The sequence below is a fragment of the Microcystis flos-aquae FACHB-1344 genome, from assembly GCF_014698375.1.
Classification (GTDB): Bacteria; Cyanobacteriota; Cyanobacteriia; order Cyanobacteriales; family Microcystaceae; genus Microcystis; species Microcystis aeruginosa.
The window spans coordinates 1-19,765 of sequence record NZ_JACJSW010000128.1 but is presented as its reverse complement, the minus strand read 5'-3'; the positions used below and the strand labels follow the sequence as shown (position 1 = coordinate 19,765).

20 protein-coding genes and 1 pseudogene are annotated in these 19,765 nt (G+C 42.9%); 15 read left to right on the top strand and 6 right to left on the bottom strand.

Annotated elements, in window-relative coordinates; translation table 11 throughout:
* Window positions 1–133: 133 nt before the first annotated feature.
* The 9 genes from H6G48_RS11085 (at window position 134) to H6G48_RS11045 (ending at window position 5,737) form a co-directional block, all read left to right on the top strand.
* Window positions 134–3,133 carry a serine protease gene (locus tag H6G48_RS11085; RefSeq protein ID WP_190721700.1) on the top strand — a complete coding sequence of 1,000 codons (3,000 nt, stop codon included), beginning with the start codon at window positions 134–136 and terminating at the stop codon, window positions 3,131–3,133.
* 144 nt (window positions 3,134–3,277) lie between these two features.
* Window positions 3,278–3,439 carry a hypothetical protein gene (locus H6G48_RS11080; RefSeq protein WP_190721699.1) on the top strand — a complete coding sequence of 54 codons (162 nt, stop codon included), beginning with the start codon at window positions 3,278–3,280 and terminating at the stop codon, window positions 3,437–3,439.
* Between the two features lie 3 nt (window positions 3,440–3,442).
* Window positions 3,443–3,790, top strand: coding sequence for a Tse2 family ADP-ribosyltransferase toxin (locus H6G48_RS11075; protein ID WP_079205649.1), 348 nt, complete (start codon window positions 3,443–3,445; stop codon window positions 3,788–3,790).
* A gap of 8 nt (window positions 3,791–3,798) precedes the next feature.
* Window positions 3,799–4,143, top strand: coding sequence for a hypothetical protein (locus H6G48_RS11070; protein WP_104396060.1), 345 nt, complete (start codon window positions 3,799–3,801; stop codon window positions 4,141–4,143).
* A gap of 12 nt (window positions 4,144–4,155) precedes the next feature.
* A complete protein-coding gene (locus H6G48_RS11065; protein ID WP_002763050.1) occupies window positions 4,156–4,452 on the top strand; it encodes a type II toxin-antitoxin system HicB family antitoxin in 297 nt (98 codons plus the stop codon).
* A 149-nt stretch (window positions 4,453–4,601) separates the two neighbouring features.
* A complete protein-coding gene (locus H6G48_RS11060; RefSeq protein WP_190721698.1) occupies window positions 4,602–4,754 on the top strand; it encodes a hypothetical protein in 153 nt (50 codons plus the stop codon).
* A gap of 11 nt (window positions 4,755–4,765) precedes the next feature.
* Window positions 4,766–5,122, top strand: a complete 357-nt coding sequence (locus tag H6G48_RS11055) for a type II toxin-antitoxin system RelE/ParE family toxin (RefSeq protein WP_002735616.1) — start codon at window positions 4,766–4,768, stop codon at window positions 5,120–5,122.
* Window positions 5,119–5,430, top strand: coding sequence for a transcriptional regulator (locus tag H6G48_RS11050; protein WP_190721696.1), 312 nt, complete (start codon window positions 5,119–5,121; stop codon window positions 5,428–5,430). Before H6G48_RS11055 ends, H6G48_RS11050 begins: the two co-directional genes overlap by 4 nt.
* A gap of 118 nt (window positions 5,431–5,548) precedes the next feature.
* Window positions 5,549–5,737, top strand: a complete 189-nt coding sequence (locus H6G48_RS11045; RefSeq protein ID WP_190721694.1) for a hypothetical protein — start codon at window positions 5,549–5,551, stop codon at window positions 5,735–5,737.
* A gap of 45 nt (window positions 5,738–5,782) precedes the next feature.
* Here the strand turns inward: H6G48_RS11045 and H6G48_RS11040 are convergent, their stop codons facing one another.
* A complete protein-coding gene (locus tag H6G48_RS11040) occupies window positions 5,783–6,340 on the bottom strand; it encodes a Uma2 family endonuclease (protein ID WP_002763043.1) in 558 nt (185 codons plus the stop codon).
* A gap of 178 nt (window positions 6,341–6,518) precedes the next feature.
* Between H6G48_RS11040 and H6G48_RS11035 the strand changes: the two genes are divergently transcribed.
* The 4 genes from H6G48_RS11035 to H6G48_RS11020 all read left to right on the top strand — a co-directional run bounded on the left by H6G48_RS11035 (window position 6,519) and on the right by H6G48_RS11020 (window position 12,288).
* A complete protein-coding gene (locus H6G48_RS11035; protein WP_190721692.1) occupies window positions 6,519–7,013 on the top strand; it encodes a tetratricopeptide repeat protein in 495 nt (164 codons plus the stop codon).
* Window positions 7,014–7,156: 143 nt separating this feature from the next.
* Window positions 7,157–8,257 (top strand): S1C family serine protease, encoded by a 1,101-nt coding sequence (locus H6G48_RS11030; RefSeq protein WP_190381330.1) that lies wholly within the window; start codon window positions 7,157–7,159, stop codon window positions 8,255–8,257.
* Window positions 8,258–8,316: 59 nt separating this feature from the next.
* The gene (locus H6G48_RS11025; RefSeq protein ID WP_002763038.1) at window positions 8,317–8,925 is read left to right on the top strand and encodes a COP23 domain-containing protein; all 609 of its coding nucleotides are present in this window, start codon (window positions 8,317–8,319) and stop codon (window positions 8,923–8,925) included.
* Window positions 8,926–8,964: 39 nt separating this feature from the next.
* Window positions 8,965–12,288, top strand: a complete 3,324-nt coding sequence (locus tag H6G48_RS11020; protein ID WP_190721689.1) for a tetratricopeptide repeat-containing S1 family peptidase — start codon at window positions 8,965–8,967, stop codon at window positions 12,286–12,288.
* A gap of 278 nt (window positions 12,289–12,566) precedes the next feature.
* Here H6G48_RS11020 and H6G48_RS11015 read toward each other — a convergent pair whose 3' ends face one another.
* The 5 genes from H6G48_RS11015 to H6G48_RS10995 all read right to left on the bottom strand — a co-directional run bounded on the left by H6G48_RS11015 (window position 12,567) and on the right by H6G48_RS10995 (window position 18,527).
* Window positions 12,567–15,053 (bottom strand): tetratricopeptide repeat protein, encoded by a 2,487-nt coding sequence (locus H6G48_RS11015; RefSeq protein WP_190721687.1) that lies wholly within the window; start codon window positions 15,051–15,053, stop codon window positions 12,567–12,569.
* Between the two features lie 338 nt (window positions 15,054–15,391).
* Window positions 15,392–15,733, bottom strand: a complete 342-nt coding sequence (locus H6G48_RS11010; RefSeq protein WP_190721685.1) for a DUF565 domain-containing protein — start codon at window positions 15,731–15,733, stop codon at window positions 15,392–15,394.
* A 2-nt stretch (window positions 15,734–15,735) separates the two neighbouring features.
* Entirely contained in the window at window positions 15,736–16,347 is a 612-nt protein-coding gene (locus H6G48_RS11005; protein ID WP_002800798.1) for a DUF3611 family protein, read from the bottom strand.
* Window positions 16,348–16,420: 73 nt separating this feature from the next.
* On the bottom strand, window positions 16,421–17,110 hold the full coding sequence (locus H6G48_RS11000; protein WP_147071167.1) for a J domain-containing protein: 690 nt from the start codon (window positions 17,108–17,110) through the stop codon (window positions 16,421–16,423).
* Between the two features lie 652 nt (window positions 17,111–17,762).
* Window positions 17,763–18,527, bottom strand: a complete 765-nt coding sequence (locus H6G48_RS10995; RefSeq protein ID WP_190721683.1) for a PD-(D/E)XK nuclease family protein — start codon at window positions 18,525–18,527, stop codon at window positions 17,763–17,765.
* Between the two features lie 375 nt (window positions 18,528–18,902).
* Between H6G48_RS10995 and H6G48_RS10990 the strand changes: the two genes are divergently transcribed.
* Both H6G48_RS10990 and H6G48_RS10985 read left to right on the top strand, forming a co-directional pair.
* Window positions 18,903–19,484 carry a DUF4347 domain-containing protein gene (locus H6G48_RS10990; protein WP_190721681.1) on the top strand — a complete coding sequence of 194 codons (582 nt, stop codon included), beginning with the start codon at window positions 18,903–18,905 and terminating at the stop codon, window positions 19,482–19,484.
* Window positions 19,485–19,579: 95 nt separating this feature from the next.
* Window positions 19,580–19,765, top strand: a pseudogene (locus tag H6G48_RS10985) (hypothetical protein); the annotation flags it as partial.

Here is a 19,765-nt window from a genome sequence, read left to right as displayed (position 1 = left end):
ACCCGGGCCGATGAAGACGCAAGGTTTTGAAGCACGATTCTCTCAAAATCTTGCACCTGTTTCACGAGAAAAACGACAAAACTCTTACCTTGCCTACATTTCACATTTATTCAGCAAACCCTAGGTAACAGCCATGATCAAACCTTCGATCGCCCTCATCCTTCTTTTCTCCCTACTGCCTCAACCCGGGTTAACCCTTATCACCCCGGCTGCCGGAAATATTTCTAATCATCCCATTCTGACGGCACAGGGCGATCGGGAGCTTACCGAGGAGCAATTCCTACAACGAGTCACCGTTCGGATTACTAGCGAGACAAACCGGGGATCGGGGACAATTATCGCTAAAAAAGGCGATAATTACCTTGTCCTAACCAACGCCCACGTTACCCGCAACACGAAAACCCTACAGGTACAAACTTACGACGGCCACAGCCGTGCGGCCCGCATTGTCCCCAATTCCCTATCGGAGAATCAAGATCTCGCTCTGCTGGAGTTTAGCGATACCAGGAATTATGCGATCGCCACCATCGCAGAGTTTACCATCAATCAAAACAGCATCGGTTTAGAAGTGGTGGCCGCGGGATATGTTGCCGAAACGGGACAGTATCGGACGACAAAGGGAACCCTCGAACAGGTGAGCGATCGACCCCTCCGGGAAGGCTACAGCGTCGGTTATAGTGGCGATATCGTGCAGGGAATGAGTGGCGGCGGCATTTTTGTCGAGGGGGAGTTAATCGGCATTAACGGGCGATCGGCCCATCCGATTCTCTCTAACTACATCGACGAAGACGGTACAAAACCCACAGACGCAGAAATCCAACAGATGAGAGCGGTTAATTGGGGCATTCCCCTTCATACCCTATTAACCTACATCCGTCCCGAAATCCTCAGCGCCTATAACCTACCCCTACCGCAGGTGAACCCCGATATAGAAACCACCGCCCCTACTGACTATATCGCCGAATTAGAAACAAAAGCCAAGGGATTCACCGTGCGGATTGATAGTAGCAGTAAAACCAATGGAAGTGGCGTAATTGCCAATGGAAGTGGCGTAATTATCGCTAAAGAAGGGAATATTTACACCGTCCTAACCGCCGATCACGTCCTTTGCGGAGAAATGGCACGCACCGACAGCTGTGCTGATTACACCTACACCGTCGTCACCAGCGACGGCAAAACTCGAAACATCGAGAAAAGCACCATTATTCGGCAGGAAGGGGTAGATTTAGCAGTTTTTCAGTTTGAAAGCCTGGACAATTATCCCGTTGCGGAAATAGCGAATTATAACCCAAATACCGGTGATTTTGTTTTTGCGGCAGGCTTCCCCAAAATTGGCGACAATCCCTCGAAATGGTTGTTTAGTGGCGGTAGAATTATCGAGAAAGAACTGGGATTACTACTAACCCGCCAAAGTGACTTAAGCACGCAACAAAGTGGAACATTACAAAGTGTTGCTTCTTTAACCGGAGGCTATGAATTAGTTTATACCAGCATCACATTTGGGGGCATGAGTGGCGGTGCAGTCTTAGACTCTCAGGGGAGAGTAATAGGGATTCATGGAAGTTCAGAAGGAGCAGGGGGAGGGAAAATTCAGTTAGGGTTTAGTTTAGGGATTCCCATTAGCACTTTTATCGGATTGCAAGAAAGATTGAAGGTAAAACCGCAATTATTAACCACTGCTCAACCCCAAGTTAGTCCGCAACAAAAACAAGAAATTATTCAAGCGATGACTGGTGTTATTGTCCCTAATACCAATGCGAAGGCGGATATTTGGATAGAAAGGGGAGGACAATTATGGCGGTTACGGAGGCATGAGGAAGCAATTAAGGCGTTTGATGAGGCGATTAAGCAAAATGACCCCAAGAATGTCTATTTAGCTTGGTATGGGAAGGGATTAGCGTTATTTGGTTTAGATAAAGATCAACCAGCTATAGAAGCTTTGCAACAAGCGATTAATACCTTACCTACAGGAGAAGATTTAAAGGAGTTTCACAGTAGTATTTTACAACTGCAAAGTTTAGTTTATCGCTCTTTAGAAAATTATGAGCAAGCCTTAACGGTGATTAATCAGGCGATTTCTCTGTTTCCCAATAATCCTAAATCTTATATCATAAAATGGGTAGTATTATATGAGTTAAAACGCTATGATGAGGGATTAGACACAATTACTCAGGCAATTAATCGCGCTCCTCGTGCTTTTTTGTATGTGATTCGTGGGGGTTACTATTCCTTGCAAAAAAAATACGAATTAGCTTTAGCTGACTTAAACAAAGCTATGAAACTTAATCCTAATTATGCTCTGGCTTACTCTGGTCGGGGGGAGCTTTACTATTACCAAAAAAAATACGAATTAGCATTAGCTGACTTCAACAAAGCTATTGAACTTGATTCTAAGTTAGCTGAGGCTTACAGCAATCGGGGGCTTCTTTACTCTTACCAACAAAAATATGAATTAGCTTTAGCTGACTGGAACAAAGCTATTGACATTAATCCTAATTTAGCTGAGGCTTACACCAATCGTGGGGGTCTTTACTCTGACCAACAAAAATACGAATTAGCTTTAGCTGACTTCAACAAAGCTATTAAAGTTAATTCTAATTATGATAAGGCTTACCTTGGTCGGGGGTTTCTTTACTATTACCAACAAAAATACGAATTAGCATTAGCTGACTTCAACAAAGCTATTGAAATTAATCCTAATTTTGATAAGGCTTACCTTCTTCGGGGGTTTCTTTACCATTACCAACAAAAATACGAATTAGCATTAGCTGACTACAACAAAGCTATTGAACTTAACAAAGATGCTTTTAATGCTATGACAAACATCGTATCAATTACAAACATCGGATTAATTAAGTATGAACAAGGAGCAATAAATGAAGCCGATGAACAATTCAAAAAAGCATTATCAATTAACAATCAATCAGCCGAAATTCAATTAGCCTTAGCCGTTGTTTTTTATCAACAAGGCGAAAAAGATAAAGCATTAAAACTCGCTGAAAGTGCTTTAAAAATTGATTCTCAATTTGCCAATATTGATTTCCTTAAAAAGAATTTATGGGGAAATAAAATAATTGCTGATGCTCAAAAATTATTAGCACATCCTGAACTAAAAAATTATGTTAATCAGTAGTTCCGTAGGTTGGGTTGAGCGAATAAATATGTTAAGGAAAACCTCTCAATTCTCAGGAAAAGCGCAACCCAACAGCCAAAATCTAAATCCGTCTGAATCTTTTTTTTGGGTTTCCTTGGGTCAACCCAATCGACGGCAATTGCTATGATTACTATAATCCGTAGTCTTGGTCTTTTATATGCCAAATTAAAACAAACCAAAAAAGCCAAAATTGACCTAGAACAAGCAGCTATAATATTCTACCAACAGAATAATATGGCAACTTATGAACAAGTGATGCAGATTTTACAGCAATTAGGGAGGTGACAAATGATAAAAACACCCGTTGATTTATACCGTAGAGGTAATGCTACATCTCCCAGAATGGATTATGTTCGTCCTAACAAAGATATTGCTATCTATGAAAATAATGGGCAAATATGGGTAAAAGAAACCCTTGTCGATGGACAAACACCGGGGGGAATTTCGACCTTTTCCGTTCAGGGAATAGGAAACAACTGGTGGAAACTAGATCGGGGAATTTCTATTCCCAGTGAGCTAGAATTAATTAATGATCGAGGTAATCACTGGTTATGGAAACCCTTATTTCCCATGTCAATAGAAACCTATCAACAAGCCTTAAGGGTAATTGGTGAATTTTTTTATCGTGTAAGTTGAGGTAAACTATGAAAACTCTATCATTTAAAGACATCCAATTTATTATCGAAGCTCTCGAATCCCTTCTCAAAAATTATAGTGACCGTATTCAACAAATAGAAGCTCTCGAAAACTATGAAGATGAAATTTCAGACTTAAGTAATGATTCTTTATTTTTACAAGAATTAATTACTGACTTACAAAATCAACAAACACAAGAATTGGCTCTACTTGTGCCGGAATTTGATTTGCAAAAAATGACTTTACAAACATTAATTAAACAAGGAAAAAACCTGTCAATTGAGGAAAAATTAATCTTAGTGGAATCTCTAACTTCATCAATCCGCGAAGAATATAATCTAATGCGAACCTGAAATGAGAAATCAATGATTACTTATTTAGCCACCGTTCATAAAGATAACCATAGTGATTATGGGGTACAATTTTATGACTTTCCGGGTTGTATTAGTGCAGGGGAAACCATCGAAGAAGCGAAAAAAATGGCAACTGAAGCCTTAAAAGGTCATATTTCCTTTATGTTGGCAGATGGGGACGAAATTCCCACCCCTAGCACCCTCGAAACCATTTTAACCGACGCGGATCATCAAGATGCGATCGCTTTTCTACTCATTGAGGTATCAGAAGCTATTTTAAACCATCAGGAATTGTGTGTAAAAAACTAGGTGCAGTCCCTAGCTTGGTTTGAGCGAATAAATATGTTAAAGAAAACCTCTCAATTCTCAGGAAAAGCGCAACCCAACAGCCAAAATCTAAATCTGTCTGAATCTTTTTGTTGGGTTTCCTTGGGTCAACCCAATCGACGATAATTGCTATGATTACTATAATCCGTAGTCGTGGTCTTTTATATGCCATATTACGACAAACCGAAAAAGCAAAAATTGATCGACAACAAGGGAATGAAGCAGGTTATCAACAAGCTCAAAAACTAATCAGCATGATTCGCCAAGAAATGAGTAAAAATTAGGACAAAAAAAGATGGAATGGAATATTATCTTTGATGAAGCCTTTCGAGATTGGCTATACGAGCAAGAAGAAACTGTACAAGATTCAATCTTGGCTTATATTGGGCTACTTAAACAAAAAGGACCCTTGTTAGGACGACCTTATGTTGACACTCTTCAAGGCAGTCGTTACCCTAACCTTAAAGAATTGCGAGTACAGCATCAAGGACAACCTTGGCGAGTGCTTTTTGCTTTCGATCCTATCCGTCAAGCTATCATGCTAGTAGGAGGAAATAAAACTGGCGATAAAAGATGGTATGAAAAAAACATTCCCATCGCTGAAAAAAGATTTGAAGCCTATTTAAAAACCTTAACGGAGCAAAATCTATGATTACCTTTGATGAAGAAATGGATAAACTGCCCTCTAAAAGAAGGGCAAAAATTGAAGCTAAAACCCAAGAGCTTTTACAAGAAATGCAAATCATTGATGAACTTCTTCAACGCCTAGGACTTTCTTCTGAAGAAATCACGGAAAGCGAAAGTGAACAGCCCTGTTTCTCAGCAAAATCGGATGATTTAAAACAACATCTTACCCTAGAAAATTTAACCCGTATGATGAGGGAATTAGGGGGAGAATGGGAACTTACCCTTAAATTTCCTGAGCAACAAGTGATTAAATTAAGTAGTGAGCGCCCGTAGTTCCTAGGTTGGTTTGAGGGAATAAATATGTTAAAGAAAACCTCTCAATTCTCAGGAAAAGCGCAACCCAACACCCAAAACCTAAATCTGTCTGAATCTTTTTGTTGGGTTTCCTTGGGTGTATTGTTGGGTTTCCTTTTTGTTGGGTTTCCTTGGGTTTATTGTTGGGTTTCCTTACGTCTATCGGCTAGACAAGGAAAAAGCGATCGAGGATTTCCGACAAGCCGCCGAACTGTTCCGCCAGCAAGGGAACGCGCCAGCACGCGAAAAAGCCCTGCAATTCCTACGGCAATTAGGCGCGGTCTAGATACTCGATCGATTTTGAATCTCACCCCGAAAAAAGCGATCGATCTTACAGCAAGATTTCTAGCGCTAGGGTGAACCCCGGAACCACATCTTCCCCGCTTAAAATCGCGTTCTCGGGATAACAGGTAATCGTCCCGTCCTGACGGTAGACGAAAGCCTGTTTATTGTGGCGATCGATCAACCATCCTAACTTCACCCCGTTCTCCCGATACTCCTCCATTTTCCGCTTTAACTTGGATAAACTATCGGTTTTAGAACGGATCTCGATCACGAAATCCGGCGCGAGATCGAGAAATTCATCCTCCCTTTCCTGCCAACCGGACGGTAAACGTTCTCTCGCCACGAAAGCCACATCGGGAGAGCGTACCGCGCTATTGGCCAGTTTAAAACCGCCGCTAGAACTAAATACCTCTCCTAACCCGTTCTGTTCGACCCAGTAGAGCAGGCGAGCGCCGGCTTTCAGTTCTCGATTCGCTGAAATACTTCCGATCGGGGGCATAGTGACTAACGTTCCATCTGCATTGCGTTCAAAGCCTAATTCCGGGTTCTGACAACTGAGGCGAATTAATTCCGCATCAGTAATCGTCGGGGATTTGCTTACCATATTGCATCAAAAAAAACAAGTATTTTTCACTAAATGATAACAAAGCGATGCCGATTGCCGCGCTTTTTCCTTTTGTACCCGAAAGGAAAAAAAATTGATCGCCCTATCCTGCATATTCTCAAAAAAGCAACCGATGAATTAGGTAGAAGCTCAAATCACCCTCACCGAGGAACTACCCATGAAATCCTTTGCCCTTCTTACCACCGTCAGCCTAATCGGCCTCTCCACCCTCGCCACTGTTCACCCCGTTATGGCCCTAGAAAGCCGACAACCAGCCGAAACCCTGATCGCTCAAACGAACTACAAAGAAGCGATCGCCCACTTTAACCGGGGAATTAACTACATCCAACAGGAAAAATATGATCTCGCCCTCGCTCAATTCACCAGAGCGATCGAACTCGATCCGGACTATGCCGAAGCTTACCTCGGTCGGGGCATGATTTACACGATTCGCGAACAATGGCGGCCGGCGTTTCAAGACCTGAACACCGCGATCCGACTAAACCCCCGCGCTGCCTACGCTTACCATTTCCGCGGATACGTCCATCTCGCATTTAACCAGAGACAAAATGCGATCGCCGATCTAACAACGGCCGCCGAATTATTTCGCCAGCAGGGAAACACGGAAATGTACAACAGCGCCATAGAAGCACTACGGCAGATAGGTGCGTAAGTTGCAAGGGAGAGCGATCGCTCTCCCCCTCTAAACTTTTGTAAAAAAAGCAATCTGAGGACTTAAAACTTGATCGCATAATTGGGAAAAAACCAACGATAACATCCTTGCAAGTATCCCTCGACTAAAGAGGAGCCAATCCGATGAAACCAATTACTTTCACCCTATCGGTGCTACTGGCCACCACTGGCCTACTGGTTCAACCAGGAGGCTTCCTGATGGAAAACATTCCACCCATCCTCGCGCAGGAGCAGACCGCTTCTAGAGTCTATCAGAAAGCCAGCCCCGCCGTCGTCACCGTCAAAAATGGCAGCGGCCACGGTAGCGGCTTTCTCGTCAGTCCCGACGGTATCATCATTACCAACGCCCACGTTGTTGCGGACGGCCCCCGGGTGGTGACGGTGAAATTTTCCAACGGACAGCAGGCCTCGGCAGACGTGATCGGCTTCGCTAAAAATGGCGTGGATTTAGCCGTCCTGCGGATTTATAACCGCCAAAACCTGCCCTATCTTCCCCTCGCCCGTCCGAACTCCGCCAAAGTCGGCGAAAGCGTTTTCGTCATCGGCACACCCTTAAACGAGGACTATCAAAACACCCTCACCCAGGGCATTATCAGCCGTCTCGACCCCGAAAAAGGCATTGTGCAACACAACGCTAATATCAACAAAGGCAATTCCGGCGGGCCGCTTTTGAATTCACGGGGGGAAGTGGTGGGGGTTAACGTCGCAGGCGATATCGGGAGTTACGTTTACGACGGTGCGGGAAACCCGATCGGCCTTACCCAGAGCGGCATTAATTTCGCCGTTTCCCTCGATCGCCTGCAAGCTTTCCTCACCGCAGTTAAAACAGGCGATGTCTCCACCGTCTCAACATTAGGACAGGACGATCGGATACAGTTACTCGCCCTCCCTCTTAACGGTCAGACCGTTCAAGGCAACTTGACCAAAGACCAAAACGAGCAATATTACGGGTTCGAGGGTCGTGCCGGACAGAAAATCGTTCTGGATATGAACAGCAACGAGATCGCTCCCTATCTTGTCCTCTATCGCGTTCTCCAATCTTCCGAGGGGACAAAATACCCACAGGTCGCCCGTAGTAACCAGCGCGTCGATCGCGCCCCCGGGGATTTTAACGCTCGACTCGTAACCGAATTACCCGCCGATGGAGTTTATATCCTAGTGGCTACCTCTCGCGAAGGGGGTGAATCGGGTCGCTACACCCTCAACGCCGCCGCTAACCCTTAAATAATCCCATTTTGACCCTAATCACGATTCTAATCCCTATTTTCTGAGGAACTATCCCTATGAACTCTAGATATATTTCCCACCGTCTCGCTTGCGTCGGCCTCCTCGCCACTGTCCTCCTCGGTGGTATCGCCCCCGGTTTCAGCCAATCGACCACCCCGAATGGCGTCACCTTCTTCTGTAAAGAGGTGTTCGATCGCGCATCGGGAGGAAAAATCCCCGCCACCCTCGCTTGGATTCCCCAAAGGAGCGGCAATGTGCGGATTATCGGCTGGAAATCGGAATATTTCTCCAAACGTTCCCCGGTTCGTTGCGAGGAAGTCACGAAAAAATTCCAGGAAGCATATAATCAAGGGCGTTTTAACTATCTCACCACCGGCCGGGCGAAGGGATACCCGATCATCTGCAGCGTTTCACGATCCGGCGATCCCTGCGATGGTAATAGCCAACTTTTTACCCTTAAACCCCACGACAATCCAGATTTAGTCTTGCAACAACTCATGGACATCCTAGAGGGGAAAAGCTCGGATATGCTCCTCCAGAATTCCGGAGATAAAACCTATATCTCGATGACGGAGTTTTTCGCCAAAGCACCACTCGCCGATCGCGACGCACCCTGTGGTACGAGATCTGCTGGCCCGCAAAATAATTGCGTTCCCACCCGCTAGAATTTTCGCTGTTTTACCCCGAATTTCCCCATAATAACCATGTTGAAACCCTTTCCCCTACTCCTAAGCCTCCTACTTCTGCCCGTCGTACCGGTTAAAGCGCTATCCCCTTTCTCTGCTCCGGCGATCGTGGCGGAAGACAGCCCAAACGCGCAGATCGAGCGATCGATCCGTCAAGTCACTGTTAAGATTACTAGCGAGATAAATCGGGGATCGGGAATCATTATCGGGAAAAAAGGCAGTATATACCTCGTTTTGACCAACGCTCACGTTACCCGCGGCGCGACCACCCTACAGATCCAAACCCACGACGGCCAAACCCGCACAGCCTCGATCGCGCCGAATTCCCTTTTAAAAGATAAGGATCTGGCCCTGGTGGAGTTTAGCGATACCCGGGATTATCCGATCGCTAAAATTCGCGCCATTTCCCCGGATGCGGAACTAGATATCACCGTAACCGGTTATTCCGCAGAAACGGGGCAGTACACCACCGATAACGGGAAAATTGAACAAACAAGCGATCGACCCCTCCGGGAGGGCTACAGCGTCGGTTATAGTGGCGATATCGTGCAGGGAATGAGCGGCGGTGGTATCTTTTTCGAGGATGAGTTAATCGGTATTAACGGGCGATCGGCCCATCCGATTCTCTCTAACTACATCTACGAGGACGGTACAAAACCCACAGACGCAGAAATCCAACAGATGAGAGCGGTTAACTGGGGCATTCTCCTTAATACCCTATTAACCTACATCCGTCCGGAAATCCTCAGCGCCTATAACCTACCCCTACCGCAGGTGAACCCCGATATAGAAACCACCGCCCCTACTGACTATATCGCCGAATTAGAAGCGAAAGCGAAGGGTTTCACCGTCCGGATTGATAGTAGCAGTAAAGCCAATGGAAGTGGCGTAATTATCGCTAAAAAAGGGAATATTTACACGGTTTTAACCGCAGACCATGTATTATGTGAGAACAAGGAAGAAAGTCAAGATGCTGCAAGTGAACCTTGTCCCGATCACACCTACACCGTCGTCACCAGCGACGGCAAAACTCGAAACATCGAGAAAAGCACCATCATCCGGCAGAAAGGGGTAGATTTAGCAGTTTTTCAGTTTGAAAGCCGAGACAATTATCCCGTTGCGGAAATAGCGAATTATAACCCAAATACCTATGATTTTGTTTTTGCGGCAGGCTTCCCCAAAATTGGCAACAATCCCTCGAAATGGTTGTTTAGTGGCGGTGCAATTCTCGATAAAGAACGGGGATTAATACAAACCCACCAAAGTGCTTTAAGCAATAAACAAGGAGGAACATTACAAAGTGTTGCTTCTTTAACCGGAGGCTATGAATTAGTTTATACCAGCATCACATTTGGGGGCATGAGTGGCGGTGCAGTCTTAGACTCCCAGGGGAGAGTAATAGGGATTCATGGAGGTTCAGAAACAGCAGGGTTAGAGAAAATAGGGGGAGGGAAAATTCAGTTAGGGTTTAGTTTAGGGATTCCCATTAGCACTTTTATCGGATTGCAAGAAAGATTGAAGGTAAAACCGCAATTATTAACCACTGCTCAACCCCAAGTTAGTCCGCAACAAAAACTAGAAATTTTTATAGCGATTGATAGTATTATTGTTCCTAATACCAATGCGAAGGCGGATATTTGGATAGAAAGGGGGGGACAATTATGGCGGTTAGGAAGGTTTGAGGAAGCAATTAAAGCCTTTGATGAAGCGATTAAGCAAAATGACCCCAAGAATGCCTATTTAGCTTGGTATGGGAAGGGATTAGCGTTAGGTGAGTTAGGTAAAGATCAACCAGCCATAGAAGCTTTGCAACAAGCGATTAATACCTTACCTAAAGGGGAAGATTTAAAGAACTTTCACAGTAGTATTTTACAACAGCAAAGTGGAGTTTATCGCTCTTTAGAAAATTATGAGCAAGCATTATCGGTGATTAATCAGGCGATTTCTCTGGTTCCCAATAACCCCAATTACTATAACGAGAAATCGGGAGTATTAAGTCGATTAAAACGCTATGATGAGGGATTAGCCGCAATTACTCAGGCAATTAATCTCGCTCCCCGTGCTGCTTGGTATGGCAATCGGGGGGTTCTTTACTATAACCAACAAAAATACAAATTAGCATTAGATGACTACAACAAAGCTATTGAACTTAATCCTAATCATGCTCAAGCTTACAACAATCGTGGGACTCTTTACGATGAACAACAAAAATACGAATTAGCTTTAGCTGACTACAACCAAGCTATTGAACTTAATCGTAATTTTGCTATGGCTTACTACAATCGGGGGGGTCTTTACCAAGACTTGGGGAAATACGATTTAGCCCTCTCTGACTACAGCAAAGCCATTGAAATTAATCGTAGTTATGCTGAGGCTTACTACAATCGAGGGAATCTTTACAAAGACTTGCAGAAATACGATTTAGCCCTCTCTGACTACAGCAAAGCTATTGAAATTAATCCTAATTTAGCTGAGGCTTACAACAATCGTGGGGTTCTTTATGATGATCAACAAAAATATGAATTAGCTTTAGCTGACTACAATCAAGCTATTAAACTTAATCCTAATTATGCTGAGGCGTACAACAATCGGGGGGTTCTTTACCAAAACCAAAAAAAATACGAATTAGCTTTAGCTGACTACAACCAAGCTATTGAAATTAATCCTAATGATGCTGATGCTTACTACAATCGGGGGCTTCTTCACAGAGACTTGCGGAAATACGATTTAGCCCTCTCTGACTACAGCAAAGCTATTGACATTAATCCTAATTATGCTGAGGCGTACAACAATCGGGGGGTTCTTTACCAAAACCAAAAAAAATACGAATTAGCTTTAGCTGACTACAACCAAGCTATTGACATTAATCCTAATTATGCTGAGACGTACAACAATCGGGGGGTTCTTTACCAAAACCAAAAAAAATACGAATTAGCTTTAGCTGACTACAACCAAGCTATTGACATTAATCCTAATTATGCTGAGGCGTACAACAATCGGGGGGTTCTTTACCAAAACCAAAAAAAATACGAATTAGCTTTAGCTGACTACAACCAAGCTATTGAAATTAATCCTAATTATGCTGAGGCTTACGTCAATCGGGGGGTTCTTTACTTTGAGCAAAAAAAATACGAATTAGCCCTCTCTGACTACAACAAAGCTATTGAAATTAATCCTAATTTGGCTCAAGCTTACTTAGGTCGTGGTGGTTTATATGCCATATTAGGACAACCCGAAAAAGTAAAAATTGATCTACAACAAGCAGCTATATTATTCCTCCAACAGAATAATATGGCTGCTTATGAAAAGGTGATGCAGATTTTACAACAATTAGGGGGGTAAGTTTCGTAGTTTCGTAGGTTGGGTTGAGCGAATAAATATGTTAAAGAAAACCTCTCAATTCTCAGGGAAAGCGAAACCCAACACCCAACACCTAAATCTGTCTGAATCTTTTTGTTGGGTTTCCTTGGGTCTGTTGTTGGGTTTCCTTACGTCAACCCAACCTTGTATGATGATTAGCGGCTAATTCATCGGCAATAAGAGACTCCCCCGCTCTTTGAAGGCTTGAAATAGCCAAGTCTTGAAGTCTTTGTCAAAAATTAGCTTATTTTTTCGAGAAATTACTGCATTTTTAACATCCATTCTACCGCCCGTTCATAAAGTTCTAAATTACCAGTTTTTATCAAAGCATTAGCGGCTTTTTGCAAATAGTTAAGGCTCGCTACTCGACTACTAGGATTTTTATCGTCGTAGGTGGCAAGCGCCAAATTATAATAAGCTTCGCCATAATTTGGCTGATAAGTAATTGCTAATTGATAATCAGCGATCGCTGCCTTCTTATCGCCTATTTTTTCCTTAACTAAACCTCGATTATAGTAAGCTTCAGCATAGTTAGACTGGAGAGAAATAGCCATATTTAAATCCTCCAAAGCACCGGTATTATTTCCCAAATCAAAGCGAATCACTCCCCGGTTATTATAGGCGATCGGATTATTGGAATTCAAGCTAATTGCTTTATCTAAATCCTCTAAAGCACCCTCCTTATCCCCAGTTTGTCGTCGAATAATACCACGATTATTATAGGCGATCGGATTCTCCGATATTCTCGGTGTTACTTGTACATTATCGGGAATAGTAGCGGTATCAGTGCGTGCATTTCCCCGATTACTATACGCTGTCACATCGATAGGATTAATGCTCAAAGATTGCAGATAATCTGTAATCGCTTCTTGATCATCTCCCACGTCAGTGCGACTATTCCCACGACTATAGAAAATTCTCGCATCCCGGACTTTTTGTAGAAATACATTATAATCCTCGATCGCTCCCTGTTTATCCCCTTTTTCAAAACGCGCATTAGCCCGTTTATGATACCCTTCTGGATCGTTAGGATAGGCAACTATATAAGTAGTATAATCTCTTTCGGCCGCAGCAAAATTTTTCAGAGCAAAATAAGCATCTCCCCGGGCCAGAGCATGACAAGAGACATTATAATTAGGACGAAAATCGGTTTCTCTGGAGTTATAAAAATAATTTTTCTCGGCAGATTCTCGGATATTTTCGCTACAGACAGATCGAGAAGTAAAACTAGGTGTATTAATCCGATCATCTTGGGCTAAGGCAATATTATAATTATCTACTGCCTCCTGATAACGCCCTAATTTATACAGCACTAACCCCCGATGATAGTTAGCGGCTGCATCATGACGATTTCGTGCCACTGCTGCAGTAAAATCCTCTAAAGCTCCCGCGTATTCTTGATATTTATTGGCTCGCATTAACCCCCGATATACATAGGCTTTTGCGTCTTGGGGTTGCAGATAAATTGCTTGGTTATAATCTTGAATTGCCCCTTGATTATTGTTGAGTCTTAGGTGAGCATAACCCCGTTTAAGAAATGCTCTAGAATGGGGAATTTTATCGTAGTTGGGATTAATACGGATGACAAGTGCTAGATCTTTGATGGCTCCATTATAATACTCGATCGCTGTTTGATACCCTTGGGGGGAATTAGAAGATAAATTGGCTAATTCGACTTCCTCGTCAGCCATTTCAATTTGTACTCTGGCACGGTTTTGATAACTGCTAGGAGCATTCTTGGCTAAAAATAGTTTGGGTGAGCATTTTAAAACGATTTTATAATCCTTAAAAGCCTCTCGTTTTCTCCCTATCTTTTCTAAAGCTATGGCCCGATTATAATAGAGTTCAATTAGATCGGGTTGGTATAAAATAGCCAGATCATAATCTTTGATAGCCTCTGCATAATTTCCCCACTGAGAGTATAGCTGTCCTCGATGATAATAGCCGCGATAATTTTCAGTTTCATAACCGATAAAACGCTGATAATAATCTAAAGCCAAGGATTGATGATCGAGCAAAGACGCAACACTTGCTAGGTTAAAGTAAACTTCACTTTCATTGGGATTATATTTAAAGGCTTGCCGAAAATCTGCTTGAGCAGCTTCTAATAATTTTAGCTGATGCTGCTTCCTTATTGGCCTTTCTGACTCAATAAGGGGTGTTTCTTCCTCAATAACAGGGATTTCCTCAACTATAGGTTTTTTTTCCTCAATAACAGGGATTTCCTCAACTATAGGGGTTTTTTCCTCAATAACAGGTATTTCCTCGGCTATAGGGGTTTTTTCTCCCTCAATCACCATGGCTAACTTTAACACACCTCTTTGATAATAGGCTTGGGCTAGTAACTGTCGATCTTTGAAGGCGGGAGCATTATAATTACTATACCAAATGTATTGACTGAAATCATCGATCGCACCGTTTTGATCGTTGATTTTTTCTCGGGCCATTCCCCGTTGAAGATAAAGTTTAATCGTACCCAGATCGCTAGGATAGACTCGCAGAGTGGCTGAATAATTAGCAATTTCTCTTTTAAGAGCATTAGTATCAACTTCTTCCCTAGAAATAACGGGACATTGTAGGTTTTCTACTGCTTTAACTGAGCTAACTTCTAAACCCAATAATTCCCAAAACAACAGGGGAGACAATAAAAATATTTTTCTAAAAAGCTTGACATTTAAACGATTTTGTGCGGGGGGGGTAACGGCTTGCTCTGTCAGGGTTTTAGCGATTAAGGATTGTTGTGGCATGATGATTAAAAAAATTTGCCCTAAATATAATTTGGTAATTTAATTATAACTGAACTTCTCCCGTATGAATATATTAGCCATGGCTAAAAGTCTTACAGAGCCTATGCTAAAGCTGGGTAATTTTAATGTACTAATGAGAATGAACGTCTGAAATCCTTATTTTCCTGAGAAGCGCCATGGAGTAAGGGTATCGTTGGGCAGCTTAACTAATACACTTGTTCTGTCTAGGCTGGCTACGATTGCTCGCTGCCGGTCGGCACTTAAGGGCAAGGTTTCCACTTTCCCCGACTGGCTCCTGAATCCTCACCCCACCAAGAAACATTTTCAGCCAACCCTATTTAAGAGCCAATTTTAAAGGCTTCTAGAAATAAACTATAGGTGATACCAATTTTGAGTAAATTGAAAGATTCTCGCAGAATCGGTGCGGGTTTAGCCTGAGAACTTTTTCGGTAAACAATCCGGCTAATCGCCTCCGTAAACAGCACTAATAAACCGGCCGCGGTGACATCCCATTGAGCAGTTTGTCCAGCAGTGGTGACAATTGCTTGACCAGAAAAAATTCCAAATAAAACACAAATTATCTGTAGGGAAATCCGCCGCCAAGGATTACCAAAAAAGCGATTAAATCGACTGCTGGTGACATTAGCCAGCGTACTCAAACGGGTGCGTTGCATGGCCATATTTATTTAGAAGTAATACGATTAAGAAGCCACAAAGAAGTAACGATACCAGTAAAGTGAGCGAGAATTGTATTAGTATTAGCCTGCACAATTAACAGGTCAACCGAATTAACAAATTGACTGGGGTTAGAGGCAACATTAAAAGTACCTTGGGGAACATTGAGGGATTTAATTAAGACGATTCCCGCTAACGCTTGCGCTCCCAAAATCGTTAAAAACATCCCGATAATATTAGCGATTAAACCCTGACGGATTAACTGAATAGTATCGGATTTTTTCGGGCGACTATCTTGATCACCTCTCAACATTTGACGGGCAATTTTCATGTAACGAGAAGAAAAGAAAATGGCGACCACCAAGAAACCAGCCCCACCAATGGCACATAAAACACCGATTTCAATGCCAGAAGTGCGTTGTCTCGTCCCTAATAAACTAGCGGTAGCAATCAGTAATAAAACCCCTGAAATTACGCCCAGGACAATCTGCGTCCAAAAACCGATTCTTCCCTGACGTAAAAGGATATTAGCAGCCCGTTGGACGGCCGGAGGCAAGGAATAAAGATCAGAATCTCTAGGGGTGGATATATTGGTAATTTCTGATTGTTTGTCTCTCATCGGGGTTAAGCTAGGGTTGGGTAAATCTGGTCTTGATCTATTTTCGTCTTTTTTTTTGCCCATGGCTAGAGATTTAATTTTGGCACTGACTGGCTATCTGTTTAGCTTCCACCTGTAAACGCTGGGCCATGCGAAACATTTCTTGACCGGTGTGGAGAGAGTGATCGTCGTAGTTAAGGGTAAAGGTTTCTAATTCTTCTAGTCCGTCAGTGAGATGATTGAGACAGTAGTAAAGAGAAGCGGCCACTTTGGCCATTTTGGCAGGGTTGGGCCGTTGGCAAAAGAGGGTTTTGGCTCGATCGAGATTTTGGCGACAGGTTTCTAGATAGTCTTGAAAAACAGCCATTAACTGATCATCGAAGGGATCGGCGGATAGGTGATCGATCTGACCTTTGAGAGGCCGGATAATTTGACCGATCAGGCGATTAATCGGGCTATAGGTCTGGTTATACCACTGTTTGACCAAGGCCTCGTCTTCCTGGACCGCCTCTTTGTAACGATGGTAATTTGCCTGGGCAGTGGCAGTGCGTTGGCCGCGTTTTTCGGGAAAATTGGCGATTAGTTGGTTATCATAGTCCTTTCTTAGCCTCGGATCGCTTAAAATCTCGTAGGCGGCGTTAATAGCGACGATTTTATCGTGACTGGCACTATCGTTTTGACTATCGGGATGGAATTGTCTGGCTAAACGCCGATAGGCCTGTTTAATCTCGTCAGGGGTCGATTTATGGCTGATTTCTAAGGTTTGGTAGTGGTTGCCGGTCATGAGCGCAAGCGATCGATCTGTCTTTTATTATTATCGACTATGCTTAACGCGGCGGAGAAGGAGAATTGTCGAGAGTGGGAAAGTGGGGAGGTGGGGTGTGGGGTGTGGGGTGTGGGGTGTGGGAAGAATACATAAAAATAATCTCCTGTCTCCTGAATACTGACTTCTGACTCCCGACTCCTGACTTCTAACCCCATGTTGGACAAAGATAAGCAAAAATTATCTATTGCTCCAAAAACTTGAGAATATTTAAATTAACATTTCGCAATATTTATAAATTCTTAAGAATTAATTGAGAAAGATTTTTATTTAACAACGATTTTACAATGGTTACAGCGATTTGATAGAATTTCATAGTGGGTTATTCTGTGCTTTTTTGGACAGCAATGGTTGAAACCCTTGCCACACCTACAAGGTGATCCTAGTTAAGACAGCTAAATTAGTCAATTTCACCCACAACGATGATCTTTTTTTTGTGTAGTTTTATTGCAAAAAAAAAGTTTTTTTGACAAAAAGCACAAAGTATGAATTAGGAAGTGGGGAAGTGGGAAGTGGGAAGTGGGAAGTGGGGTAGAAGGGAGAATAAATAAAAATAATCTTCAGAATTCAGAGTTGAGAATTTATAATTCTGATCTGACAAAATTGGCAATAATTAGACAAAAGGATTGATTTCAGGGATATCCTCGATCGAGGGTAAGTCTATTTGGTCCGATCGCTCTTGTCTAAGATAATAGGGACAATGAAGCTGACAATCGGGACGATGGGGAAAATCAACTAAATCATTTTCGTATGCTGATAGATAGCGATCGAGAGCCTTCAATAAACGGCGCAAATCTCGCCCTGTCCGTTGGTGTAGTTTCCGATTATAGTTAAAAGTAATTTGTTCGGGGCTGCGGGGTAACTGCACAAACCAATAGGTCATCGATAAACTATCAAGAGGATAAGCAGAAGTTTCTCCCAAAACATACAGATAAAGTCTCGTCTGCCAATTTTTGGCTAGTTTGTCGGCATCGATCGGTTTTAAGTAGGTTTTCCAGTCAAAAATTACCGCTCGATCGCTCTCTAATAAAATTAAATCATAGATAACCGTTAATAAATAATTACCCACAGTTAAACTGCGACAATGTTCCGCTTCTCGATTGGTTTCTCCCGGATTTTGGGCAATTGCCGGGGCAGCTTTTAATAGGGCCGTTAAACAATGTTCTAACTGTTCATTTTCCCGTAATAAAGATGCGATCGGCAGCCCTAATTCCCGCTGCTGTAATAATAGGTGAAACTGACTGCCCCATTCTTGCCGCTGCAATTGTTCAGGGTCAGCCGGTGTGTTAAGTTCCTCTAGATAGACTTTTTGAAATCTGGGTGGACAGGTTTCCAATAGGTTTAAATGACCTTGGGCAAGACGGTAGATCTTAGGCATAATAGGGTTATCGTTAATATTATCGAGAAAACGGGTTTCTCGGAGAAACCCGTTTTCTTGTAAGTTTGCCCGATCAATGTTAATTTCTGTTACAGGGGTATTGAAAAATTGGCGATTGTTTGCATAAAACTGTTAAGTAGTCGTGCAAAATTAATTTCCTAGTCGAGACAGGAGACAGGAGACAGGAGACAGGAGACAGGAGACGGGAGACAGGAGACAGGAGACGGGAGACGGGAGACGGGATACAGCTATTAGGGATCGGATTTGAGTTTTCAGTTCACTGTTTCCTCACATCAGAAGTCTGACGGAGTAGTGGCTTAGATGTGTAATTAATTTTGCTTAGGTACTTAGCAGTCATCCTTTCCAATCAATGTCATGACTTCCACCCTGTTGCCGAGCCTTCCTGCTGTTGACGATATTTTGTTCAATTTCGCTCAATCTGATGGCTTGAGTCAAGTTAATCAGGTGGATAGTGTGAGAAATCAGCGTTTAACCGCACCCGAATTAAATACTGTAGTTTTTCTCGATGCTGGTGTTACCGATTATCAAAGTCTCCAAGCTGGGGTAATCCCTGGAATCGCCACGGTTATTCTCTCTCCTAATCAAGACGGAATCGAACAAATCTCCGCTTTTTTACCACAAAATCCCCAGATTACCACCATTCACCTCGTTGCTCATGGTGCGCCTGGATGCTTATATTTAGGGAATTGTCAACTCAATTTAACAAATATTTACGATTACCGCCAACAGTTACAGAATTGGGCAAAGATTAATCATATTCTACTGTACGGTTGTCAGGTCGCGGCGGGAGATGCGGGGACAGAGTTTATTAATAAATTGTCCCAAATTACTGGGGCAAAAATAGCGGCTTCCAGCCGACGGGTAGGAAATGCAGCCCCAGGAGGAAGTTGGGAGCCAGAGGTGAGTTTCCCGATGACAAGATGTAGGTTGCTCTAATGGGAAGTTTTGTGACGACAAGTAGCATTGATGATATTTATGGGGAATAATGAATCTAGAGGATCGCCTAACTTTCTGATTGACAGCGACTCGCCATGAACCCAACAACCGCCAATTATGATGAACCCTGGAAAGAAGCTTTAACCGAGTATTTTGAAGCGTTTTTAAGCTTCTTTTTTCCCGAAGTTCACCAACTAATTGATTGGACAAAAATTCCCGAATCCCTAGAAAAAGAACTCAAACGGATTACCGCTTCAGCAAAGACAAAAAAACGTTTTGCT

Coding starts and splice junctions, on each gene's coding strand:
- H6G48_RS11085 (WP_190721700.1), top strand. CDS start 134: ATGATCAAACCTTCGATCGCCCTCATCCTTCTTTTCTCCCTACTGCCT.
- H6G48_RS11080 (WP_190721699.1), top strand. CDS start 3,278: ATGATTACTATAATCCGTAGTCTTGGTCTTTTATATGCCAAATTAAAA.
- H6G48_RS11075 (WP_079205649.1), top strand. CDS start 3,443: ATGATAAAAACACCCGTTGATTTATACCGTAGAGGTAATGCTACATCT.
- H6G48_RS11070 (WP_104396060.1), top strand. CDS start 3,799: ATGAAAACTCTATCATTTAAAGACATCCAATTTATTATCGAAGCTCTC.
- H6G48_RS11065 (WP_002763050.1), top strand. CDS start 4,156: ATGATTACTTATTTAGCCACCGTTCATAAAGATAACCATAGTGATTAT.
- H6G48_RS11060 (WP_190721698.1), top strand. CDS start 4,602: ATGATTACTATAATCCGTAGTCGTGGTCTTTTATATGCCATATTACGA.
- H6G48_RS11055 (WP_002735616.1), top strand. CDS start 4,766: ATGGAATGGAATATTATCTTTGATGAAGCCTTTCGAGATTGGCTATAC.
- H6G48_RS11050 (WP_190721696.1), top strand. CDS start 5,119: ATGATTACCTTTGATGAAGAAATGGATAAACTGCCCTCTAAAAGAAGG.
- H6G48_RS11040 (WP_002763043.1), bottom strand. CDS start 6,340: ATGGTAAGCAAATCCCCGACGATTACTGATGCGGAATTAATTCGCCTC.
- H6G48_RS11035 (WP_190721692.1), top strand. CDS start 6,519: ATGAAATCCTTTGCCCTTCTTACCACCGTCAGCCTAATCGGCCTCTCC.
- H6G48_RS11030 (WP_190381330.1), top strand. CDS start 7,157: ATGAAACCAATTACTTTCACCCTATCGGTGCTACTGGCCACCACTGGC.
- H6G48_RS11025 (WP_002763038.1), top strand. CDS start 8,317: ATGAACTCTAGATATATTTCCCACCGTCTCGCTTGCGTCGGCCTCCTC.
- H6G48_RS11020 (WP_190721689.1), top strand. CDS start 8,965: ATGTTGAAACCCTTTCCCCTACTCCTAAGCCTCCTACTTCTGCCCGTC.
- H6G48_RS11015 (WP_190721687.1), bottom strand. CDS start 15,053: ATGCCACAACAATCCTTAATCGCTAAAACCCTGACAGAGCAAGCCGTT.
- H6G48_RS11010 (WP_190721685.1), bottom strand. CDS start 15,733: ATGGCCATGCAACGCACCCGTTTGAGTACGCTGGCTAATGTCACCAGC.
- H6G48_RS11005 (WP_002800798.1), bottom strand. CDS start 16,347: ATGAGAGACAAACAATCAGAAATTACCAATATATCCACCCCTAGAGAT.
- H6G48_RS11000 (WP_147071167.1), bottom strand. CDS start 17,110: ATGACCGGCAACCACTACCAAACCTTAGAAATCAGCCATAAATCGACC.
- H6G48_RS10995 (WP_190721683.1), bottom strand. CDS start 18,527: ATGCCTAAGATCTACCGTCTTGCCCAAGGTCATTTAAACCTATTGGAA.
- H6G48_RS10990 (WP_190721681.1), top strand. CDS start 18,903: ATGACTTCCACCCTGTTGCCGAGCCTTCCTGCTGTTGACGATATTTTG.